The sequence below is a fragment of the Streptomyces sp. NPDC093071 genome, assembly GCF_044754545.1.
GTDB lineage: Bacteria > Actinomycetota > Actinomycetes > Streptomycetales > Streptomycetaceae > Streptomyces.
Map to the genome: position 1 here is coordinate 134,030 of NZ_JBIVPH010000014.1, position 16,327 is coordinate 150,356.

Annotated in this window: 15 protein-coding genes and 1 pseudogene; 2 read left to right on the forward strand and 14 right to left on the reverse strand. The window is 72.0% G+C overall.

Features of this window, described 5'->3' with window-relative positions; all coding sequences use genetic code 11:
* Nucleotides 1–254: 254 nt before the first annotated feature.
* Entirely contained in the window at nucleotides 255–1,730 is a 1,476-nt protein-coding gene (locus tag ACIQD7_RS32505) for a hypothetical protein (RefSeq protein ID WP_402446595.1), read from the reverse strand.
* A 425-nt stretch (nucleotides 1,731–2,155) separates the two neighbouring features.
* On the opposite strand from ACIQD7_RS32505, the gene ACIQD7_RS32510 reads away from it, so the two are divergent.
* The gene (locus ACIQD7_RS32510; protein WP_121832891.1) at nucleotides 2,156–2,809 is read left to right on the forward strand and encodes a bifunctional DNA primase/polymerase; all 654 of its coding nucleotides are present in this window, start codon (nucleotides 2,156–2,158) and stop codon (nucleotides 2,807–2,809) included.
* A 91-nt stretch (nucleotides 2,810–2,900) separates the two neighbouring features.
* On the opposite strand, the gene ftsY is transcribed toward ACIQD7_RS32510, so the two are convergent.
* The 5 genes from ftsY to ACIQD7_RS32535 all read right to left on the reverse strand — a co-directional run bounded on the left by ftsY (nucleotide 2,901) and on the right by ACIQD7_RS32535 (nucleotide 10,631).
* Nucleotides 2,901–4,127, reverse strand: coding sequence for a signal recognition particle-docking protein FtsY (ftsY, locus tag ACIQD7_RS32515; RefSeq protein WP_121832890.1), 1,227 nt, complete (start codon nucleotides 4,125–4,127; stop codon nucleotides 2,901–2,903).
* A 174-nt stretch (nucleotides 4,128–4,301) separates the two neighbouring features.
* Nucleotides 4,302–5,735, reverse strand: a complete 1,434-nt coding sequence (locus ACIQD7_RS32520; protein WP_402446599.1) for a sugar porter family MFS transporter — start codon at nucleotides 5,733–5,735, stop codon at nucleotides 4,302–4,304.
* A 226-nt stretch (nucleotides 5,736–5,961) separates the two neighbouring features.
* Entirely contained in the window at nucleotides 5,962–9,510 is a 3,549-nt protein-coding gene (gene smc / locus ACIQD7_RS32525; protein ID WP_402446600.1) for a chromosome segregation protein SMC, read from the reverse strand.
* Between the two features lie 234 nt (nucleotides 9,511–9,744).
* Complete coding sequence (locus ACIQD7_RS32530; protein WP_053644539.1) at nucleotides 9,745–9,963, reverse strand: hypothetical protein; 219 nt, start codon at nucleotides 9,961–9,963, stop codon at nucleotides 9,745–9,747.
* Between the two features lie 386 nt (nucleotides 9,964–10,349).
* Nucleotides 10,350–10,631 (reverse strand): acylphosphatase, encoded by a 282-nt coding sequence (locus ACIQD7_RS32535; RefSeq protein WP_030690661.1) that lies wholly within the window; start codon nucleotides 10,629–10,631, stop codon nucleotides 10,350–10,352.
* A gap of 192 nt (nucleotides 10,632–10,823) precedes the next feature.
* Between ACIQD7_RS32535 and ACIQD7_RS32540 the strand changes: the two genes are divergently transcribed.
* Nucleotides 10,824–11,834, forward strand: a complete 1,011-nt coding sequence (locus ACIQD7_RS32540) for a CAP domain-containing protein (protein ID WP_402446604.1) — start codon at nucleotides 10,824–10,826, stop codon at nucleotides 11,832–11,834.
* A 20-nt stretch (nucleotides 11,835–11,854) separates the two neighbouring features.
* Here the strand turns inward: ACIQD7_RS32540 and ACIQD7_RS32545 are convergent, their stop codons facing one another.
* The 8 genes and pseudogenes from ACIQD7_RS32545 to ACIQD7_RS32580 form a co-directional block, all read right to left on the reverse strand.
* A complete protein-coding gene (locus ACIQD7_RS32545) occupies nucleotides 11,855–13,090 on the reverse strand; it encodes a tyrosine-type recombinase/integrase (protein WP_402446607.1) in 1,236 nt (411 codons plus the stop codon).
* Complete coding sequence (locus tag ACIQD7_RS32550; RefSeq protein WP_152370832.1) at nucleotides 13,090–13,287, reverse strand: AlpA family transcriptional regulator; 198 nt, start codon at nucleotides 13,285–13,287, stop codon at nucleotides 13,090–13,092. The genes ACIQD7_RS32545 and ACIQD7_RS32550 overlap by 1 nt, the downstream gene beginning before the upstream one ends.
* 2 nt (nucleotides 13,288–13,289) lie before the next feature.
* Nucleotides 13,290–14,693 (reverse strand): annotated as a pseudogene (gene repSA / locus ACIQD7_RS32555) (replication initiator protein RepSA).
* Nucleotides 14,690–14,926, reverse strand: coding sequence for a hypothetical protein (locus ACIQD7_RS32560; RefSeq protein ID WP_402446611.1), 237 nt, complete (start codon nucleotides 14,924–14,926; stop codon nucleotides 14,690–14,692). The pseudogene repSA and the gene ACIQD7_RS32560 overlap by 4 nt, the downstream one beginning before the upstream one ends.
* A 5-nt stretch (nucleotides 14,927–14,931) precedes the next feature.
* Nucleotides 14,932–15,114: a hypothetical protein gene (locus tag ACIQD7_RS32565; protein ID WP_402446613.1), complete on the reverse strand. Its 183-nt coding sequence runs from the start codon at nucleotides 15,112–15,114 to the stop codon at nucleotides 14,932–14,934.
* Between the two features lie 92 nt (nucleotides 15,115–15,206).
* The gene (locus ACIQD7_RS32570) at nucleotides 15,207–15,755 is read right to left on the reverse strand and encodes a GGDEF domain-containing protein (RefSeq protein ID WP_402446630.1); all 549 of its coding nucleotides are present in this window, start codon (nucleotides 15,753–15,755) and stop codon (nucleotides 15,207–15,209) included.
* A 5-nt stretch (nucleotides 15,756–15,760) separates the two neighbouring features.
* Nucleotides 15,761–16,000: a hypothetical protein gene (locus ACIQD7_RS32575; RefSeq protein WP_402446615.1), complete on the reverse strand. Its 240-nt coding sequence runs from the start codon at nucleotides 15,998–16,000 to the stop codon at nucleotides 15,761–15,763.
* Between the two features lies 1 nt (nucleotide 16,001).
* Nucleotides 16,002–16,327, reverse strand: a 326-nt coding sequence (locus ACIQD7_RS32580) for a SpdD-like protein (protein ID WP_402446618.1), incomplete at its 5' end; no start/stop codon positions are given.

Below are 16,327 nucleotides of genomic sequence, written 5' to 3' on the forward strand. Positions count from 1 at the left end.
TGCCGCTCGATGTTTCGGAGCCGTGACGAAGGGGTGGGGCGTGTTACGTGACCGTGAACACGCGGGTCACGGGCAGGTAACGGCGTACTCTCCGCGCGGACGGCGCCGGGCGGGCGGCCGGGACGGGGCGGGGGACGCGAACCGGCCGCGTCGGCGTCCGTGTGTCCGTGCGGCGGGGGAGCCGGGTCGGGCAGTACGGGACGTCCGGCGCGGCCGGGGTCCGGGCGGGCCCTCCGGGGCCCGGGCGGGAGGGGTCAGACGGCTTCGGCGGCCTCGGGGAGGAGCTGGGCGAGCCGGTCGGTGAGCTGGACGACCTCGGCGACGTCGCCGAAGCCGCGGGCGGCGTGGTCGACGGTCTTGCGGAGCCGGGTGTTGACCCGCTCGGAGCGGATGCTGCGGGCGACGCCGAGGGCCTTCTCGGCGAGGACGACGGACTGCTCGGGCTCGCGCTTGAGGAGGTGGACGGTGGCCAGGCCGATCAGGTTGAGGGCGTACGACCGCTGGTGGTCGGCGTCCTTCTCGAAGAGCTCGACGGCCCGCTCCATGAGGGGCTCGGCGAGCGAGGCGTACGTCGGGGAGCGGCCCGCGACGTAGGCGAGGTCGCGGTAGGAGTGGGAGTTCTCGCCGTTGAGCTCGGCCTCGGAGAAGAACCGGATCCAGTCGGGCTCGGGCTCCCCTTCCAGGCCGACGTCGGCGAAGGTGTCCTCGGCCATCCGGACGGCCCGCTTGCACTTGGAGGGCTGGCCCATGTTGGCGTAGGCGCGGGCCTCCATCGCATACAGCATGGCCTGGGTGCGGGCGGTGGCGCAGTCCCGGCTGCCGTACTGGGCGAGGTGGATGAGTTCGAGGGCGTCGTCGGGCCGGCCGAGGTGGATCATCTGGCGGCTCATGGACGACAGGATGTACGAGCCGAGGGGCTTGTCGCCGGCCTCCTTGGCGGCGTGCAGGGCGAGCACGAAGTACTTCTGGGCGGTGGGCTGGAGGCCGACGTCGTAGCTCATCCAGCCGGCCAGCTCGGCGAGTTCGGCGGCGCAGGTGAAGAGGCGCTTGGAGACGTCGGCCGGGTGCGGCTCCTGGAGGAGGTCGGTGACCTCGTGGAGCTGTCCGACGACGGCCTTGCGGCGCAGTCCGCCGCCGCACTGGGCGTCCCACTTGCGGAACATCGCGGTGGTGGACTCCAGGAGGTTGAGCTCGACCTCGGAGAGCCGGTGCGGGCGGCGGGCGTCGGCGAGGGGGGTGGGGTGCTCGGCCTCGCCCGTCGGGGTGGGGACGAGCCAGCGCTGCATCGGTTCGATGAGGGCGGGCCCCGCGGCGAGGGAGAGGGAGGAGCCGAGGAAGCCCCGGCGGGCGAGCATGAGGTCGCTGCGGGAGAACTCGCTGAGCAGGGCGACGGTCTGGGGCCCGGCCCAGGGGAGGTCGACCCCGGAGACGGAGGGCGACTGGTGGGCGGCGCGCAGGCCGAGGTCCTCGACGGCGACGACGGATCCGAAGCGCTCGGAGAACAGCTCGGAGAGGATCCGCGGGATGGGCTCGCGGGGCTGCTCGCCGTCGAGCCAGCGGCGCACGCGCGAGGTGTCCGTGGAGATGTGGTGCGCGCCCATCTGGCGCGCCCTGCGGTTCACCTGGCGCGCCAGTTCGCCCTTGGACCAGCCGCTGCGCACGAACCACGAGCCCAGCTGCTCGTTCGGGCGCTTGCCGGCAGTCGTACCGTCTGCGCCGTTGCCGCCCACTGGAACGCCCCCATCCACCTGATTGCCTGTCGTGCGAACCCTTATCAGAATGCCGTGTCGCGCGGCATCCGTCCGGCGTTCGCACTCCTTCGAACTGGAAACCGGGTTGCCACCGGCATACCCACGGGTGCAGTGCGCCCCACGGTTCGAGTACCGAAAGTAATCCTACGATCACCCCTCTACGAGGGGGATTCAAGAAACGCCACCATTCGCCACCCCTTCGAATGAACCCGCCACCCGTGGAACGCGCTTCACTTGACATGCGACGAACCGGAGTCGGCGGACGGATGCGCGGAGAGGCGCGTGTTCCGGCCCGCACCACCCCCCGCACGACCGTGCGCCACCCTCGGCGACAGAGCGTGACGGGGAGTGATGGCGGTGCTCCCGGTCGTAACCACCGGCGCGCTCGACCCGTTGGAGGGGACATGGGTTTCACGATCGGCGGCATTCGTGAGATGCGGTCCGGCGCACGCCGCCGCGTACGCGCCACGGAGTGCACAGCGGTGGCGGAGTACACGGGGCTGTGGGGCTGGGACGTGGTCCCCGGCGCGCGGGCCGTCTCCGGTCAGTGCTCCTGCGGCGATCCGGTGTGCGCGGCCCCCGGGGCGCACCCGCTCTCCTTCGCGGAGCCGGTCCCGGCGGGCGCCGGGCTCGACGACGCGACCAAGGCCTGGTCCGAGTATCCGGGGGCGGCGCTGCTCCTCCCGGTGGGCCGGGCCTTCGACGTGATCGAGGTGGCGGAGGCGGCGGGCCGACGGGCCCTGGTCCGGCTGGAGCGGATGGGCCTGCCGCTCGGTCCGGTGTGCGCGACCCCGACCGGCCGGGCGCGGTTCTTCGTGGCGCCGGGCGCGGCGGCCGAACTGCCGCAGCTGCTGTACCGGATGGGCTGGGACGACGCCGATCTGGACCTGCACTGTCTGGGCCCCGGCTCCTACGTCACCGCTCCCCCGTCGGACCTGGGCGGCCTCGGGCCGGTGCGGTGGCTGCGGCCGCCGACCCTGGACACGGCGGGCGCGCCGCCGCAGGCGCGGCTGCTGCTGGGGACGCTGGCGTACATCTGCCACCGCACGCACTTCTGACGCCGTACAAAGCGCTTCTCCCCCTGTACGGGTGAAGGGCCCCCGCCGGAGAACGGCGGGGGCCCTTCACGTGTGCGCGGGAGGGGCGCGGTCAGTCGCCGATCAGGGCGTCGACGAAGGCGCCCGGCTCGAAGGGGGCCAGGTCGTCCGGGCCCTCGCCCAGGCCGATGAGCTTGACCGGGACGCCCAGCTCGCGCTGGACGGCGACGACGATGCCGCCCTTGGCGGTGCCGTCGAGCTTGGTCAGGACGATGCCGGTGATGTCGACGACCTCGGCGAAGACGCGGGCCTGGATCAGGCCGTTCTGGCCGGTGGTGGCGTCGAGGACGAGGAGGACCTCGTCGAGCGGGCCGTGCTTCTCGACGACGCGCTTGACCTTGCCGAGCTCGTCCATGAGGCCGGTCTTGGTGTGGAGGCGTCCCGCGGTGTCGATGAGGACGACGTCGGCGCCCTCCGCGATGCCCTCCTTGACCGCGTCGAAGGCGATCGACGCCGGGTCGCCGCCCTCCGGGCCGCGGATGGTGCGGGCGCCGACGCGCTCGCCCCAGGTCTGGAGCTGGTCGGCGGCGGCCGCGCGGAAGGTGTCGGCGGCGCCGAGGACGACGGACTTGCCGTCGGCGACGAGGACGCGGGCCAGCTTGCCGGTGGTGGTGGTCTTGCCGGTGCCGTTGACGCCGACGACCATGACGACGCCGGGGACGTCCGCGGGGCTCTCGGTCTTCACCGTGCGGTCGAGATCGGGGCCGAGGAGGGTGATCAGCTCCTCGCGGAGGAGGCCGCGCAGCTCCTCGGGGGTGCGGGTGCCGAGCACCTTCACGCGCTCGCGCAGCCGCTCGACGAGCTCCTGGGTGGGGGCGACGCCGACGTCGGCGGTGAGGAGGGTCTCCTCGATCTCCTCCCAGGTGTCCTCGTCGAGGTGCTCGCGGGACAGGAGCGTGAGCAGCCCCTTGCCGAGCGAGTTCTGGGAGCGGGCGAGGCGGGCCCGGAGCCGTACGAGACGGCCGGCCGTGGGCTCGGGGATCTCGATCACGGGGGCCGGGGGCTCGGCGACGACCGGGTCCTCGACGGCGGTCGGCGTCCCCGTGGCCTCCTCGGCCGTGGGGAGCTGGACCTCCTCGACCGTGCGGCGTGGTTCTTCCCGCGGTGTCTCCGCCTCCTCGCCGACGTGCGGTTCGGCGGGCGGAGCGGTGATGGTCGGCGGGGTGGACGGCGGCTCGGCCGGGGGCAGCTGCTTCTTCTTGCGGCCGCTGACCACGAGCCCGCTCGTCACGGCGACCGCGACGACCAGAGCGATGACTACAGCAAGGATGAGTTCCATAACGGGTCCAGTATGGCGTCACCCCGCCCGCGTCCCCCGTACTCCCCGTGGGGCACGCCCCCGCGCACCGGGCCGGTCCGCCGTTCGGCGGTGCCGGACGCGGAGACCGCCCCGGTCCGGGCGCGGGGCCGGGACCGGGGCGGTCTTCGTGGGTGAGGAGGGGGGCAGCGGGGATCAGCCCATCTCCTCCAACGCCTTGCCCTTGGTCTCCTTGACGTACCGGAGCACGAAGGGGATCGAGAGCACGGCGAAGACCGTGTAGATGATGTAGGTGCCGGAGAGGTTCCAGTCCGCGAGGGACGGGAAGCTGGCGGTGATGGCCCAGTTGGCGATCCACTGCGCGGAGGCGGCGACGCCGAGGGCGGCGGCGCGGATCTTGTTGGGGAACATCTCGCCGAGGAAGACCCAGACCACCACGCCCCACGAGAGGGCGAAGAAGAGCACGAAGACGTGGGCGGCGACGAGGGCCACGACGCCCTGGGTCTCGGGCAGCTTGCCGTCGACGAGGTCGGCGGAGAAGGCCCAGGCCTCGAAGGCGAGGGCGATGGCCATGCCGACGGAGCCGACGAGGGCGAGCGGTTTGCGGCCGACGCGGTCGACCAGGACCATCGCGATCACGGTGCCGATGATGTTGATGATCGACGTGGTGAACGAGTAGAAGAACGAGCTCGACGGGTCGATGCCGACGGACTGCCAGAGGGTCGCGGAGTAGTAAAACGCGACGTTGATGCCGACGAGCTGCTGGAAGACCGAGAGTCCGATGCCGACCCAGACGATGGGCAGCAGCTTGAAGCGGCTGCCGGTGACGAACAGGTCCCAGAAGGTGGACTTGTGCTCGCGGCGCATGGCCTGCTTGATCTCGTCCACCCGGTGGTCCAGGTTCACGCCCTTGCCCTCGACCTCGGCGAGGACCTCCTTGGCCTTGTCGGTCTTGCCGACGGAGATCAGGAAGCGGGGGGACTCGGGGATCGCGAAGGAGAGCAGGCCGTAGAGGAGGGCGGGGACGACCATCACGCCGAGCATCCACTGCCAGGCCTCCAGGCCGCCGATCTTGCCGCGCTGGTCGCCGTCGGCGAGCTGGAGGATGCCGTAGTTGACCAGCTGGGAGATGGCGATGCCGATGACGATGGCGGCCTGCTGGAAGGAGCCGAGCCGGCCGCGGTAGGCGGCGGGGGCGACCTCGGCGATGTAGGCGGGGCCGATGACGGAGGCCATGCCGATGGCGAAGCCGCCGACGATCCGCCAGAAGGCGAGGTCCCAGAGGGCGAAGGGCAGCGCCGAGCCGACGGCGCTGACGGTGAAGAGGACGGCGGCGATCTGCATACAGCGGATGCGGCCGATGCGGTCGGCGATCCGGCCGGCGGTGGCGGCGCCGATGGCGCAGCCGATCAGAGCGATCGCGATGACCTGGGCGAGGGTGCCGGAGCCGATGTCGTACCGGTGGCGGATCGCCTCGACGGCACCGTTGATGACGGAGCTGTCGTAGCCGAAGAGGAAGCCGCCCATCGCGGCGGAGGCCGTGATGAAGATGACGTGACCGAGGTGGTCCGGTTGGGCGGCGCGGCCTTCGGAGGGGGGCGGCGGGGGCGCCGACTCAGTGCTGGTCACATGGACTCCTGGTTGCTCCGGCAGCGTTGTCGGGGCGTGGGGGGCGAGCCCTTCAAGTGGCGCACAACTTCACGCCGCCCACCACTTGAAGGTAAAAGCAACGTTGCAGAGACTATGCGTTCAAGTTTCGAAGTCAATAGTTCCCGTCCTGTGAATTTGAGGGCAGGGTTGCACTACTTAGGTTCAACTCTTGAAGGCGACTCGATGGTGGCCAGGAGCGGCGTCGCTACCGCAGCCTTTGGCTGATGACCTTGGATACCCCGTCGCCCTGCATGGAAACGCCGTACAGCGCGTCCGCGACCTCCATGGTCCGCTTCTGGTGCGTGATCACGATCAGCTGCGAGGACTCCTGGAGCTCCTGCATGATCCGGATCAGCCGCTGGAGGTTGGTGTCGTCGAGCGCCGCCTCGACCTCGTCCATCACGTAGAACGGGCTGGGCCTGGCCTTGAAGATGGAGACGAGCAGCGCCACGGCCGTCAGCGAGCGCTCGCCGCCGGAGAGCAGCGAGAGCCGCTTGACCTTCTTGCCCGGCGGGCGGGCCTCCACCTCGACGCCGGTGGTGAGCATGTCGTCCGGATCGGTGAGGACGAGACGGCCCTCGCCGCCCGGGAAGAGGCGCGAGAAGACGCCCTCGAACTCGCGGGCCGTGTCCCGGTAGGCCTCGGTGAAGACCTGCTCGACGCGCAGGTCCACCTCCTTCACGACCTGAAGCAGGTCGGTCCGGGTCTTCCTCAGGTCCTCCAGCTGCTCCGAGAGGAACTTGTGCCGCTCCTCCAGGGCCGCGAACTCCTCCAGGGCCAGCGGATTCACCTTGCCGAGCTGGTGGTGGGCGCGCTCGGCGGCCTTCAGCCGCTTCTCCTGCTCCGAACGGACGAACGGCCGGGGCGCGGCGGGCTCCGCGCCCTCCTCCCCCTCGACCGCGGGCGGCGGGGGGACGGGCTGGTCGGGGCCGTACTCGGCGACCAGGGCGGCCGGTCCGACGCCGAACTCCTCCAGGGCCTTCGCCTCCAGCTGCTCGATCCGCAGCCGCTTCTCGGCGCCGAGGACCTCGCCCCGGTGGACGGAGTCGGTCAGCTTGTCCAGCTCGGCCTTGAGGTCCCGGCCCCGGGCCCGGGCCGCCGTGAGGCCCTGCTCCCGGTCGGCCCTGGCCGCCTCGGCGACCGCCCGCTCCCGCTCGGCGCGGGACAGCGAGACCTCGACGTGGGCCAGGAGCGTGCGGGCTCCGGCGGCGACGGCTCCGGCGACCTCCGCCTCGTGGCGGAGCCGGGTCCTCCTCCGCTCGGCACGCGCGCGTGCCTCCCGTTCGGCGCGGGCGGCCCGGTCGAGGGAGTCGGCCCGCCCGGCGAGCCCCCTGACCCGCTCCTCGTGGGTACGGACCTGGAGCCGGGCCTCCATCTCGGTCTGGCGCGCCCGGGAGCCGTCGGCCGCGAGCCGGTCGCGCGCGGAGGTGTCGGGCTCCTCGTCGCCGCCCTCGTCCGCGGCGGCCTCCTCGGCCACCAGGAGCCGCTCGGCCAGTTCCTCGGCGTCGGCGGTGGCCTTCTCCAGGGCCTCCTGGGCGCGGGCGGCGGCCGCGGCGGCGCGCTCGGCCTCCCCCGCCGCTCCCCTGGCCTGTCCGGCGAGCCCGCCGAGCCGCTGGGCGACGGCGGACTTCTCGCGCTCGGCGGTACGGCGGCGGGCGTCGAGCTCCTCGACGAGCGCGGCGGCGGTGCGGCGCCGCTCGCCGGCCTCCTCCCGGGCGGTCGCCAGCTCCTCGCACCGGGCGGCCAGTTCGTCGAGTTCGGCGGCGGCCTCGGCCACGGAGGCCTGGACTTCGAGGAGGCTGGGGGCGCCGGCGGAGCCGCCGTGCGCGAGGTGCGCGCCGAGCAGGTCGCCCTCGGTGGTGACGGCGGTCAGCGCGGGCCGGGTCCTGACCAGCTCCGCGGCCTCGTCCAGGTCGTCCACGACGACGACGCCGTCGAGCAGGCGGCGGACGGCGCCCATGAGTTCGGCGGGTCCCCGGACGAGGTCGGCGGCGTACGGGCGGCCGCCGGGAGCGGGGCCCACCGGCTCCGGGTCCGGGTCGGGGGCGCCGGTGAGGAGCAGGGAGGCCCGGCCCGCGTCCTGCTTGCGCAGCAGGCGGAGGGCGTCGACGGCGGCGGCGGGACCGGCGGCGACCGCGTCGGCGGCCGCGCCGAGGGCGGCGGCGACGGGGACCTCGTACCCGGGGGTGACGGTGAGGAGGTCGGCCGCCGGGCCGAGGAGGCCGGTGAGTCCGGCGGCGAGCAGGGCTCCGGTGCCGTCCTTGCGACGCAGTCCGAGGGCGAGGGTGTCGTGCCGGGCCCGGGTCGCGGCGCGGCGGCGCTCGGCGGCGTCGAGGGCTTCGCGAGCGGCGCTCAGGGCGGCCTCGGCCTCGGCGAGCCCGTGGCGGGCGGCCTCGTGCCGATCGGCGTGCTCGGTGCCCTCCGCGTCGAGACCGTCGACCTCCGCCTTGAGCCGTTCGTACTCCTCCTGGGCCGTGGCGGCCCGCTCGGCCGCCTCGTCGCGGGCCTCGGCGAGCCGGTCGATCTCGGCCCGGGCGGCGGCGGCGCGCGAGCGGGCCGCGTCGGCCTGACCGTGGAGGCGGGCGAGGCCCTCGCGCCGGTCGGCGAGGGCGCGGGCCGCGTCCTTGAGGCGGCGCTCCTCGTCGGTCAGGGCCCGCTCCAGGTCGGAGCGGTGGACGACGGCGTCCTCCAGGGCGCGTTCGGCCGCCTCCAGGGCGGCTTCGAGTTCGGTCTCCTGCTCGCGGACGCGGGCCGCCTCGCGTTCCAGGTCCTCGGGGTCGCGGCCGCGCCGCTCCTCGGGGGGCGCGGTGGTGGCGCTCTTCACGCGCGCGTCGGCCAGGGAGACGGTGCCCCGGACGCGTTCGGCGAGCTGGGAGAGGTCGTACCAGGTCTGCTGGGCGCGCTCCAGGCGGGGCACGAGCGCGCGTGCCTCGGCCTCCAGGGCGGCCTCCCGGGCGAGGGCGGCTTCGAGTTCGGCCTCGGTGGCCTCCTTGCGGGCGAGGAGGGCGGTCTCGTCGGCGACCTCGGCGGTGAGCGCCGCCCGGAGGCGGACGAGGTCGTCGGCGAGGAGGCGGAGGCGCGCGTCGCGCAGGTCGGCCTGGATGACGACGGCCCGGCGGGCGACGGCGGCCTGCCGGCCGAGCGGCTTGAGCTGGCGGCGCAGCTCGTCGGTGAGGTCCTGCACGCGCGCGAGGTTGGCCTGCATCGCGTCGAGCTTCCGCAGCGCCTTCTCTTTCCGCTTGCGGTGCTTGAGGACGCCGGCGGCCTCCTCGATGAAGGCGCGGCGGCCCATCGGGTCGGCGTGCAGCACGGAGTCGAGCTGTCCCTGTCCGACGATGACGTGCATCTCGCGTCCGATGCCGGAGTCGGAGAGCAGGTCCTGGAAGTCGAGCAGGCGGCAGGTGTCGCCGTTGATCTGGTACTCGCTGCTGCCGCCGCGGAACATGATCCGGGTGAGGGTGACCTCGGCGTAGTCGATGGGCAGGGCGCCGTCGGAGTTGTCGATGGTCAGCGAGACCTCGGCGCGGCCGAGCGGGGGGCGCCCGGCCGTGCCGGCGAAGATGACGTCCTCCATCTTGCCGCCGCGCAGCGACTTGGCGCCCTGTTCGCCCATGACCCAGGAGAGGGCGTCCACGACGTTGGACTTGCCCGAGCCGTTGGGGCCCACGACACAGGTGATTCCCGGTTCGAACCTCAGTGTGGTGGCCGAGGCGAACGACTTGAATCCGCGGAGCGTCAGGGCCTTGAGGTGCACGTCGGGGACTCTACCGGGGCCCGCGCGTTTCACCCGCGAACGTGGAGGGCAGATCCTCGGATGAGAAGGGGGAGGACATGGGGGACTCCGGGGAAACGGCGGGTGAAAGCAAGAAGGGACGCCGAAGCGTCCCTTGCGTGTTCAGCCGACATGCGTCGAGCTCCATATGCGGCTGTGTGGCGGTCGGCCTCGCCGACCTGTGTGTTTCCCACCTGGCCCCTCGGGGCTGGGCTGTCAGGTGAGCGCAGGCTCCGCCTGGGGTACGTCGAGGTCGATGCTGTCCAGCAGCGACTCTCCCTGGTGGTGAGCGGCGGCAGCGGCGAGCGCGTCGTTCTCGGACTGGATCCGTACCAGCTCGGATTCGAGGTCCTGGACGCGCTGCTGGAGCCGTCGCATCTCGGCGAGGAGTCGCGGGTCGGAGCCGCCGACGTAACCGAGAAGCGCCTTTGCCATGATGGATGGTCCTCCACAATGAGTGACCGACCGAAGCGGTGTGGGTCGTGAGGGATTCGCACCCGCGGTGTTCGGCAGTGACTTGTTGTGCCGGTTCCACTGCCCCACAGCCAAGGTGCGCGGGGCTTCCAGAGTCTCACCAAAAAGTTTGACGGTCAACACGATCACGCCCCGTTCGAGGGGACGACCGGGGAGTCCACGGCCGCTCAGGGGCGGTCGCGCCTCTCGACCCGGCGCCTCGGGGCGTCGCGATCATTCTCATCGGGCAGCCTTCCACGGCGGGCGCTTCTTGGCAACCACCAGGCGCTTTCCCCTTTACGCACCCGTTACGGCGCGTTCGTACGAGGCCCCTCCGGGTCACCGGAAGGGGTCTCGGAGAGTGATCGTCAGCGGATGGCGAAGCCGTCGTAGCCGCCGCGCGGGGTGTCCCAGATCTCAGTGACTCCGTCCACGCGTCCGGGTGTGTCGTCGGAGTGGAGCCAGTCGAGCAGACGGTGGCAATTCTCACGCGGGCCCTCGGCCACGACCTGCACCCGGCCGTCGTCGAGGTTGAGGGCGAAGCCCACCAGGCCGCCGATCTCCAGGGCGTTTGCCCTGGTGAACCAGCGGAAGCCCACTCCCTGTACCCGGCCGCGTACCCAGGCGGTCATCCGTACGTCGTCGCTCATGGCTGCACGCTAACGGGGAGGGCACCCGACGAGCACATCGCCCCCCGCTTCCCACTCGCGTACAGTCCCGACGAACGCGTCTCACCCGTTCGGGCGCGCGCCGTTCGACGATCGGACCGCAACGGTACCGACCGCAAAGATCAGCAAAGATTCGCAAAGATCCGCAGAGAAGACCAGCAGGAGGGCAGAGCCATGGGACGCCACCGTCGCTCCGGCGCCGCACCCGCCGCAGAAGACTACGCGGCCGGTACGGACCGCCGGCACCGGGGTGACCGCCGCAGGCGGTCCGTGCGCAACGGTCTGCTCGGCGCCTCCGCGGCGGTCGCGGTCGGCGCGGTCGCGGTCACCTCGGGCCTCCTGCCCGGCGGGGACGTGCTCACGGTCGGCAGCACCGGCACGGCCGAGCGCCAGACGCAGACGCAGTCCCCATCCCAGTCCCGGCAGGCGCCGGAGCTGACGACGCAGGGCGGGGCGACGGAGACCCCGGCGGGCACGGGCACCGGGAAGCCGGCCGCCCCGTCGGCGAAGCCGAGCGCCGCGCCGAGCAAGAAACCGAGCGCGAAGCGGACTGCGAAGCCGAGCGCCGAGCCGAGCCCGAAGCCCTCGAAGACCACGGCGTCCCCGAGCGCGAAGCCGAAGCCGAAGGCGACCCCGTCGCCCGAGAAGCCCAAGGTCACGAAGACGGCGGCCCCGAAGAAGGCCGCTCCCAAGCCCGCCGCGCCGAAGACCTCGGCCGCGCCCACCACCGAGGCGCCCGCGCCGAAGCCGGCCCCGACCACCCAGGCGCCGACCCGGAAGGCCGCGGCCGCCTCCACCGCGAGCCGGGGCGACGCCGCCGAGGCGGAGATCCTGCGCCTGGTCAACGCCGAGCGCGCCACCGTGGGCTGCACCCCCGTGAACGCCGACGCGCGGCTCGCCTCCCTGGCGGGCGCGTTCAGCGCGGACATGGCCGCCCGCGGCTTCTTCGACCACACGGACCCCGACGGGGACACCCCGTGGACGCGCGCCCAGCAGGCGGGCGTCCCGAACCTGGCCGGCGAGAACATCGCCCGCGGCCAGACGGACGCGGCGGCCGTGATGAAGTCCTGGATGAACAGCGACGGCCACCGCGCCAACATCCTGAACTGCGACTTCAAGACGATGGGCGTGGGCGTGCACTTCGGCGACGGCGGCCCCTGGTGGACCCAGGACTTCGGCTACTGAGATTCCTGCAGGTCAGAGCCCTACCTTTCTGTGTGGGCCGTCCCGGGGCCGTGATCGGCATCCGGGGCGGCCCACACTGCGTCTACGGCGGCCCGCGTGCGCGTCTGACTCGACGGCATGAGGTGGGTGTAGGTCCGCAACGTGAACCCGGGGTCGTGGTGCCCCAGATACTCGCTCAGTGCCTTGATGCTCTCCCCCGCGTCCAGGAGCACGGACGCGTAGAAGTGGCGCAGCGCGTGCATTCCGTTGTCCCGGCCGCCCACGATGCCGGCAGCACGAAGGGCCGGACGCCACTGCCGGTCATTGAAGCGGTTCCGGTTCAGCGAGAACCCCTCTGGACTCCGGAAAATCAGCTTCGCCGTGACCGGAGGACCGTCGAGCGTCTTCCAGGGCAACGTCACCTCGGCGGCCGGGAACTGGTGAAGGTGATCCGTGAGCGCGAGGGCGATGGACTCGGGCAGGGGTACGTCACGTTCCTTGCCGCCCTTGGGCGGGGCAAAGACCGGACGGTTGCGGAGCAGTTTCACCTGCCGAACGACGTGGACGACACCACCCTTGAGGTCCAGGTCCTCGACGGCGAGGCCGAACACCTCCCCTTGGCGCAGACCGCACCCGGCGGCGGGATCGACAAGCGCCTGGTACCGCTCTGGTAGCTCGGCCCGGGCCGCCATGACACGGGCAGTCGACCACGGCTTGACCTTGCGAGGGTCGAGCCGGGGCGCCTTTACAGACCGGGCGCTACAGGGGTTGACCCTGATGACCCGGTCCTCCACTGCGGCCGTGAAGACCGTGGAGACGTGCGCGAAGATTCCACGCCGATAGGAAGCGGAGAGGCCCGCGTCTTCCAGCGTCCGCATCCACAGTCGAAGGTGCGTCGGGTTGAAGGAGCTCATGGGACGCGTCCCTATGTGCGGAAGCGCGTGGAGCCGGAGCCGCATCTCGACAGATTCCCTCGTGGAGGGGTCGGTTCCCTGAGTCTTGATCCACTGGTTCGCGTACTGCTCGAACGTGACCTTGCCTGCCTCCGGAGCGATGTAGTCGCCCCGGGACATGTCCGCCTCGATGTTGGACAGCCAGACCTCAGCCTTGCGCTTCTGCTTGTCCGGGAAGCTCTTCGACTTCTCTGTTCCGTCCGGGCCGATGTAGCGGGCGCGGTATCGCAGGCCGGTCCCGTGGCGCTCCGTCTTGACCCGCTGAGGCTTGCCGTCCGGGCCGTTCTCTACCTTGAACCAGCGGTCCTGGATGTGTCCGGCCATCAGGCAGCTTCCTTATACATAAGGGAGGCCACCCAGACACGAACGTCCTCGGGGTCGAAGCGGAGATGCCGGCCGACTCGAAAGCCCCTGGGGCCGGTGTCCTTCCGGCGCCACTGGTAGATGGTCTCCAGCGGAACGCCCAGGAGGTCAGCGAGGTCGGTCGGCGTGAGGTATCGATCGGGCAGAGCACGGGCCATGGTCACCACTCCCCCATGTCGGTGGCTTCAAGTTCGGTACGGATCTCGCGGGCGTGTTCGCGGTTGTGTTGGATGTCGCGGCGGATGTTGGCGGCGAGCCAGGATTCGCCGGGGGTGTGGCCGTGTCCGGCGTAGGTCCAGTGGGCGACGGTGAGGACGGTGGCTTCGGGGTGTTCGTTGGGGTCGGGGAGGCCGAGGGCGGTGCGCTGCTGTGCTGCGCGGTAGTCGGCGCGGACCTGTCGGAGGGCGCCGAGGGTGGTGGAGTAGTTGCGGGATTTGGTGGAGAAGTGGCCGCGGAAGCCGAGCATGTGGGCCCAGTCGCGTAGGCGGCGGTCGGGGTAGGCGGCGTGGAGGTCGAGGCAGGCTTCCATCAGGCGCCGGGGGTGGTCGGGGATGTCGAGGAGGATGAGGGCTTCTTTGTTGCCGACGGGGTGGTCGGTGGTGCCGGTGGTCTCGGCGGCTTTGGTGGCGTACTTGGCGACGTAGGAGGCGACGGCCTGTTCGGTGAGGTCTTCGCCCTGGCCGAAGGCTTTGATGGGCTGGATGTCGAGCTGGGTGCCCCAGGTGAGGGCGAGGTCCTGGCCGACGCCGTGCGCGGGGGCGGCGGGCACGGTGACCTGGACGCGGGTGGCGGCGGCGCGGATGGCGTCGGTGAGGAGGTCGAGGGTGGCCCAGGCCGGGGGCGGGGTGTGAGGGCCCTTGGGGCCGTCGAAGCGGATGACGGCGTGGAAGTGGACGGCGCCGCGTTTCTGGTATTCGGCGACCTTGCCGAAGGAGACGCGGGACTGTTCGCGGGCGGCTTTCTGGGTGAGGCCGGCGCGGGCGGCGATCTCGCGGCGCAGGTAGATCGTGAAGTAGCGCCACAGGTCGGAGGCGTGGTTGTTCCACAGCACCGCGGCCGCGTAGTCGTAGGTGGACGGGTCGAGCGGGGTGCCCAGCTCAGGAGCATCCTCCGGGTGGCGGGTGCCGCAGCGGCAGGGCCGGGTGCCGGGCCGGTTGTGCACCGGGCCGAAGGACGGAGCGGTCAAAGTGGCGAAGACCCGGGGATGGTCCCGGATCGTCTCCGGGGTGCCCTTGTCGGGGGCGCCGGTGAGGCCGGCGCGGATGAGGTGATAGGTGTCGCCCGCGTAAGTCCAGGCGCAGGCCGGGCAGCGCGAGGCCCGCCGGTTACCGCACGCCACCCGCAGCACCCCGCCGGGTTCGGCGTCGGTGGTGTAGGCGTGCAGCACGGTCTTGGTGGCGGGGTCGAGGAGCTTGGTGCCGCCGGTCAGGCGGATGGGGTTGGTGCAACCGCCGGTGCGACGGAGCTATTCGGTGAGACGGTCGAAGCCGGGAGACCCGGCCACCCGGAGCAGATCACTCAGGGTGGCCGGGTCCAGGCCCGCCGCAATGGCGGTGTCGGTCACGCGGGAACCTCCGTTGCTTCGGTGGTGAGGGTGTCGAGGACGGTGGCGGCTTCGGTCGCGGCGGTGGCAAGGGTGCGCAGGGCGTCGGCCGAGCCGGAGGAGACCAGGAGCGCGATGTCGATGGCGTCGCCCTCGATACGTAGGCTCACGAACGGGCGGAGACGGTCGGGGAAGGGGGTGACGCGGATGCGGGTGTCCACCTGGAGGTGGCCGTTGACCGAGATACCGTTCACGGCAGTCACTTCCCGGCGTGGGTGAGAGCGGCGGCCGTAGTGCGGGTGCCGGTGCCCTTGCACGTGGGGCAGATGGCGGCCAGGGTGCGGCGCTGTCCGTCGGGGGTGGTGCTGCCGGTGGTGATGTGGACGACGGGGAAGCCGTCGCAGTGGGAGCAGACGCGGGTGGCCGGGGTCTGGGGCATCATGGGTTTTCCCTTTCGGGTCCGGTGGATCTGGAGGGGGTTGAAGGCGCCCGGGGCGGCGGAAGTTTGGCGACCGAGGCCGTCCCGGGGGCCGCTCAGTGTGTGTTGCGCCTGCCGTGGCCCTTGGCCGCGTACATCGCCTTGTCGGCGGCGGACAGGGCGTCGGTGAGGGTGGGGACCGGCAGGTGGGCGGGGTAGGCGAAGCCGACCGAGGCGGAGACCGGCAGGGTGTGCCCGTGGTGGGTGACCGGGCTGTCCAGGGCGGACCAGAGGGCGAGAAGGCCGGCGGTGCGGTCGGGGTGGGCGACGATGGCGGCGAACTCGTCCCCGCCGAGCCGGGCCGCGACCCCGGACCGTCCGCACCAGTCGCTCAACCGCTGGGCTGTGGCGGTGAGGACGGTGTCTCCGGCGGCGTGGCCGTGGGTGTCGTTGACGGCCTTGAAGTCGTCCAGGTCGACCAGGAGCACGAGGGCGCCGGGGTGTTTGGTGATGAGGCGTTCGGCGCGGGCGGTCCATCCGGCGCGGGTGTGCAGGCCGGTCAGGGGGTCGCGGCGGGCGGTGGCCAGACGGCGCGAGAGCAGCCCGCCGTGCAGGGCCCACCCGAGGGCCGGTAAGCCCGCGGCCGCCATGGTGTACGTGTCCATGCTGGTCACCGGCCCTTGCGTCGGGTGCGGGTGGGCTTGATGGGCGGGATGGCGTCGTAGGCGTCGCGGCCCTGCTGGAAGGAGGCTCGGTCGGTCTCGCTGACGTGGGAGGTGCCGAGCTGGCGGGTGATGCGGCCGATGGTCTTGCGGTCGCCGTGCCGTTTGGCGATGGCGTACTCGCGGCCCAGCTCGGCCATCTGCGGGTTGGCCGGGGTCTCGTCGGTCTTGCGGCGGAACAGGCCCATGTCAGTGCTTCCTTTCCTGGTTGATCAGGGACTTGAGGACCACGGCGCACACGGCGACGGAGACGCCGGTGATGGCGACCGCCAGGAGCATCGAGACCAGAACGGCACCGACGACCAGGACGACCGCGCCGCCGCCGGCCGCAAGGGCGAGCGCGCTGCCGGGGGTGAGCTGGACCGCCGTACGAGCCGGAACAACCGGAACCGGGGCCGGGGCGGGCGCGGTCGGTTCGACGTCGGCGGCCGGGTCGGGGGCCGGGTGGTTGAGGGGGATGGGGGTGCCGGTCGGGAGCGGGTTGACCGGGATGCGGGGCTGGAGCATGAGGCGGG

What these genes read in the sequence shown, in the direction of transcription:
- ACIQD7_RS32545 (WP_402446607.1), bottom strand. Translation starts at nt 13,090, where the DNA reads ATGGCCGGACACATCCAGGACCGCTGGTTCAAGGTAGAGAACGGCCCG.
- ACIQD7_RS32550 (WP_152370832.1), bottom strand. Translation starts at nt 13,287, where the DNA reads ATGGCCCGTGCTCTGCCCGATCGATACCTCACGCCGACCGACCTCGCT.
- ACIQD7_RS32540 (WP_402446604.1), top strand. Translation starts at nt 10,824, where the DNA reads ATGGGACGCCACCGTCGCTCCGGCGCCGCACCCGCCGCAGAAGACTAC.
- ftsY (WP_121832890.1), bottom strand. Translation starts at nt 4,127, where the DNA reads ATGGAACTCATCCTTGCTGTAGTCATCGCTCTGGTCGTCGCGGTCGCC.
- ACIQD7_RS32530 (WP_053644539.1), bottom strand. Translation starts at nt 9,963, where the DNA reads ATGGCAAAGGCGCTTCTCGGTTACGTCGGCGGCTCCGACCCGCGACTC.
- ACIQD7_RS32565 (WP_402446613.1), bottom strand. Translation starts at nt 15,114, where the DNA reads ATGATGCCCCAGACCCCGGCCACCCGCGTCTGCTCCCACTGCGACGGC.
- ACIQD7_RS32575 (WP_402446615.1), bottom strand. Translation starts at nt 16,000, where the DNA reads ATGGGCCTGTTCCGCCGCAAGACCGACGAGACCCCGGCCAACCCGCAG.
- ACIQD7_RS32535 (WP_030690661.1), bottom strand. Translation starts at nt 10,631, where the DNA reads ATGAGCGACGACGTACGGATGACCGCCTGGGTACGCGGCCGGGTACAG.
- ACIQD7_RS32510 (WP_121832891.1), top strand. Translation starts at nt 2,156, where the DNA reads ATGGGTTTCACGATCGGCGGCATTCGTGAGATGCGGTCCGGCGCACGC.
- ACIQD7_RS32570 (WP_402446630.1), bottom strand. Translation starts at nt 15,755, where the DNA reads ATGGACACGTACACCATGGCGGCCGCGGGCTTACCGGCCCTCGGGTGG.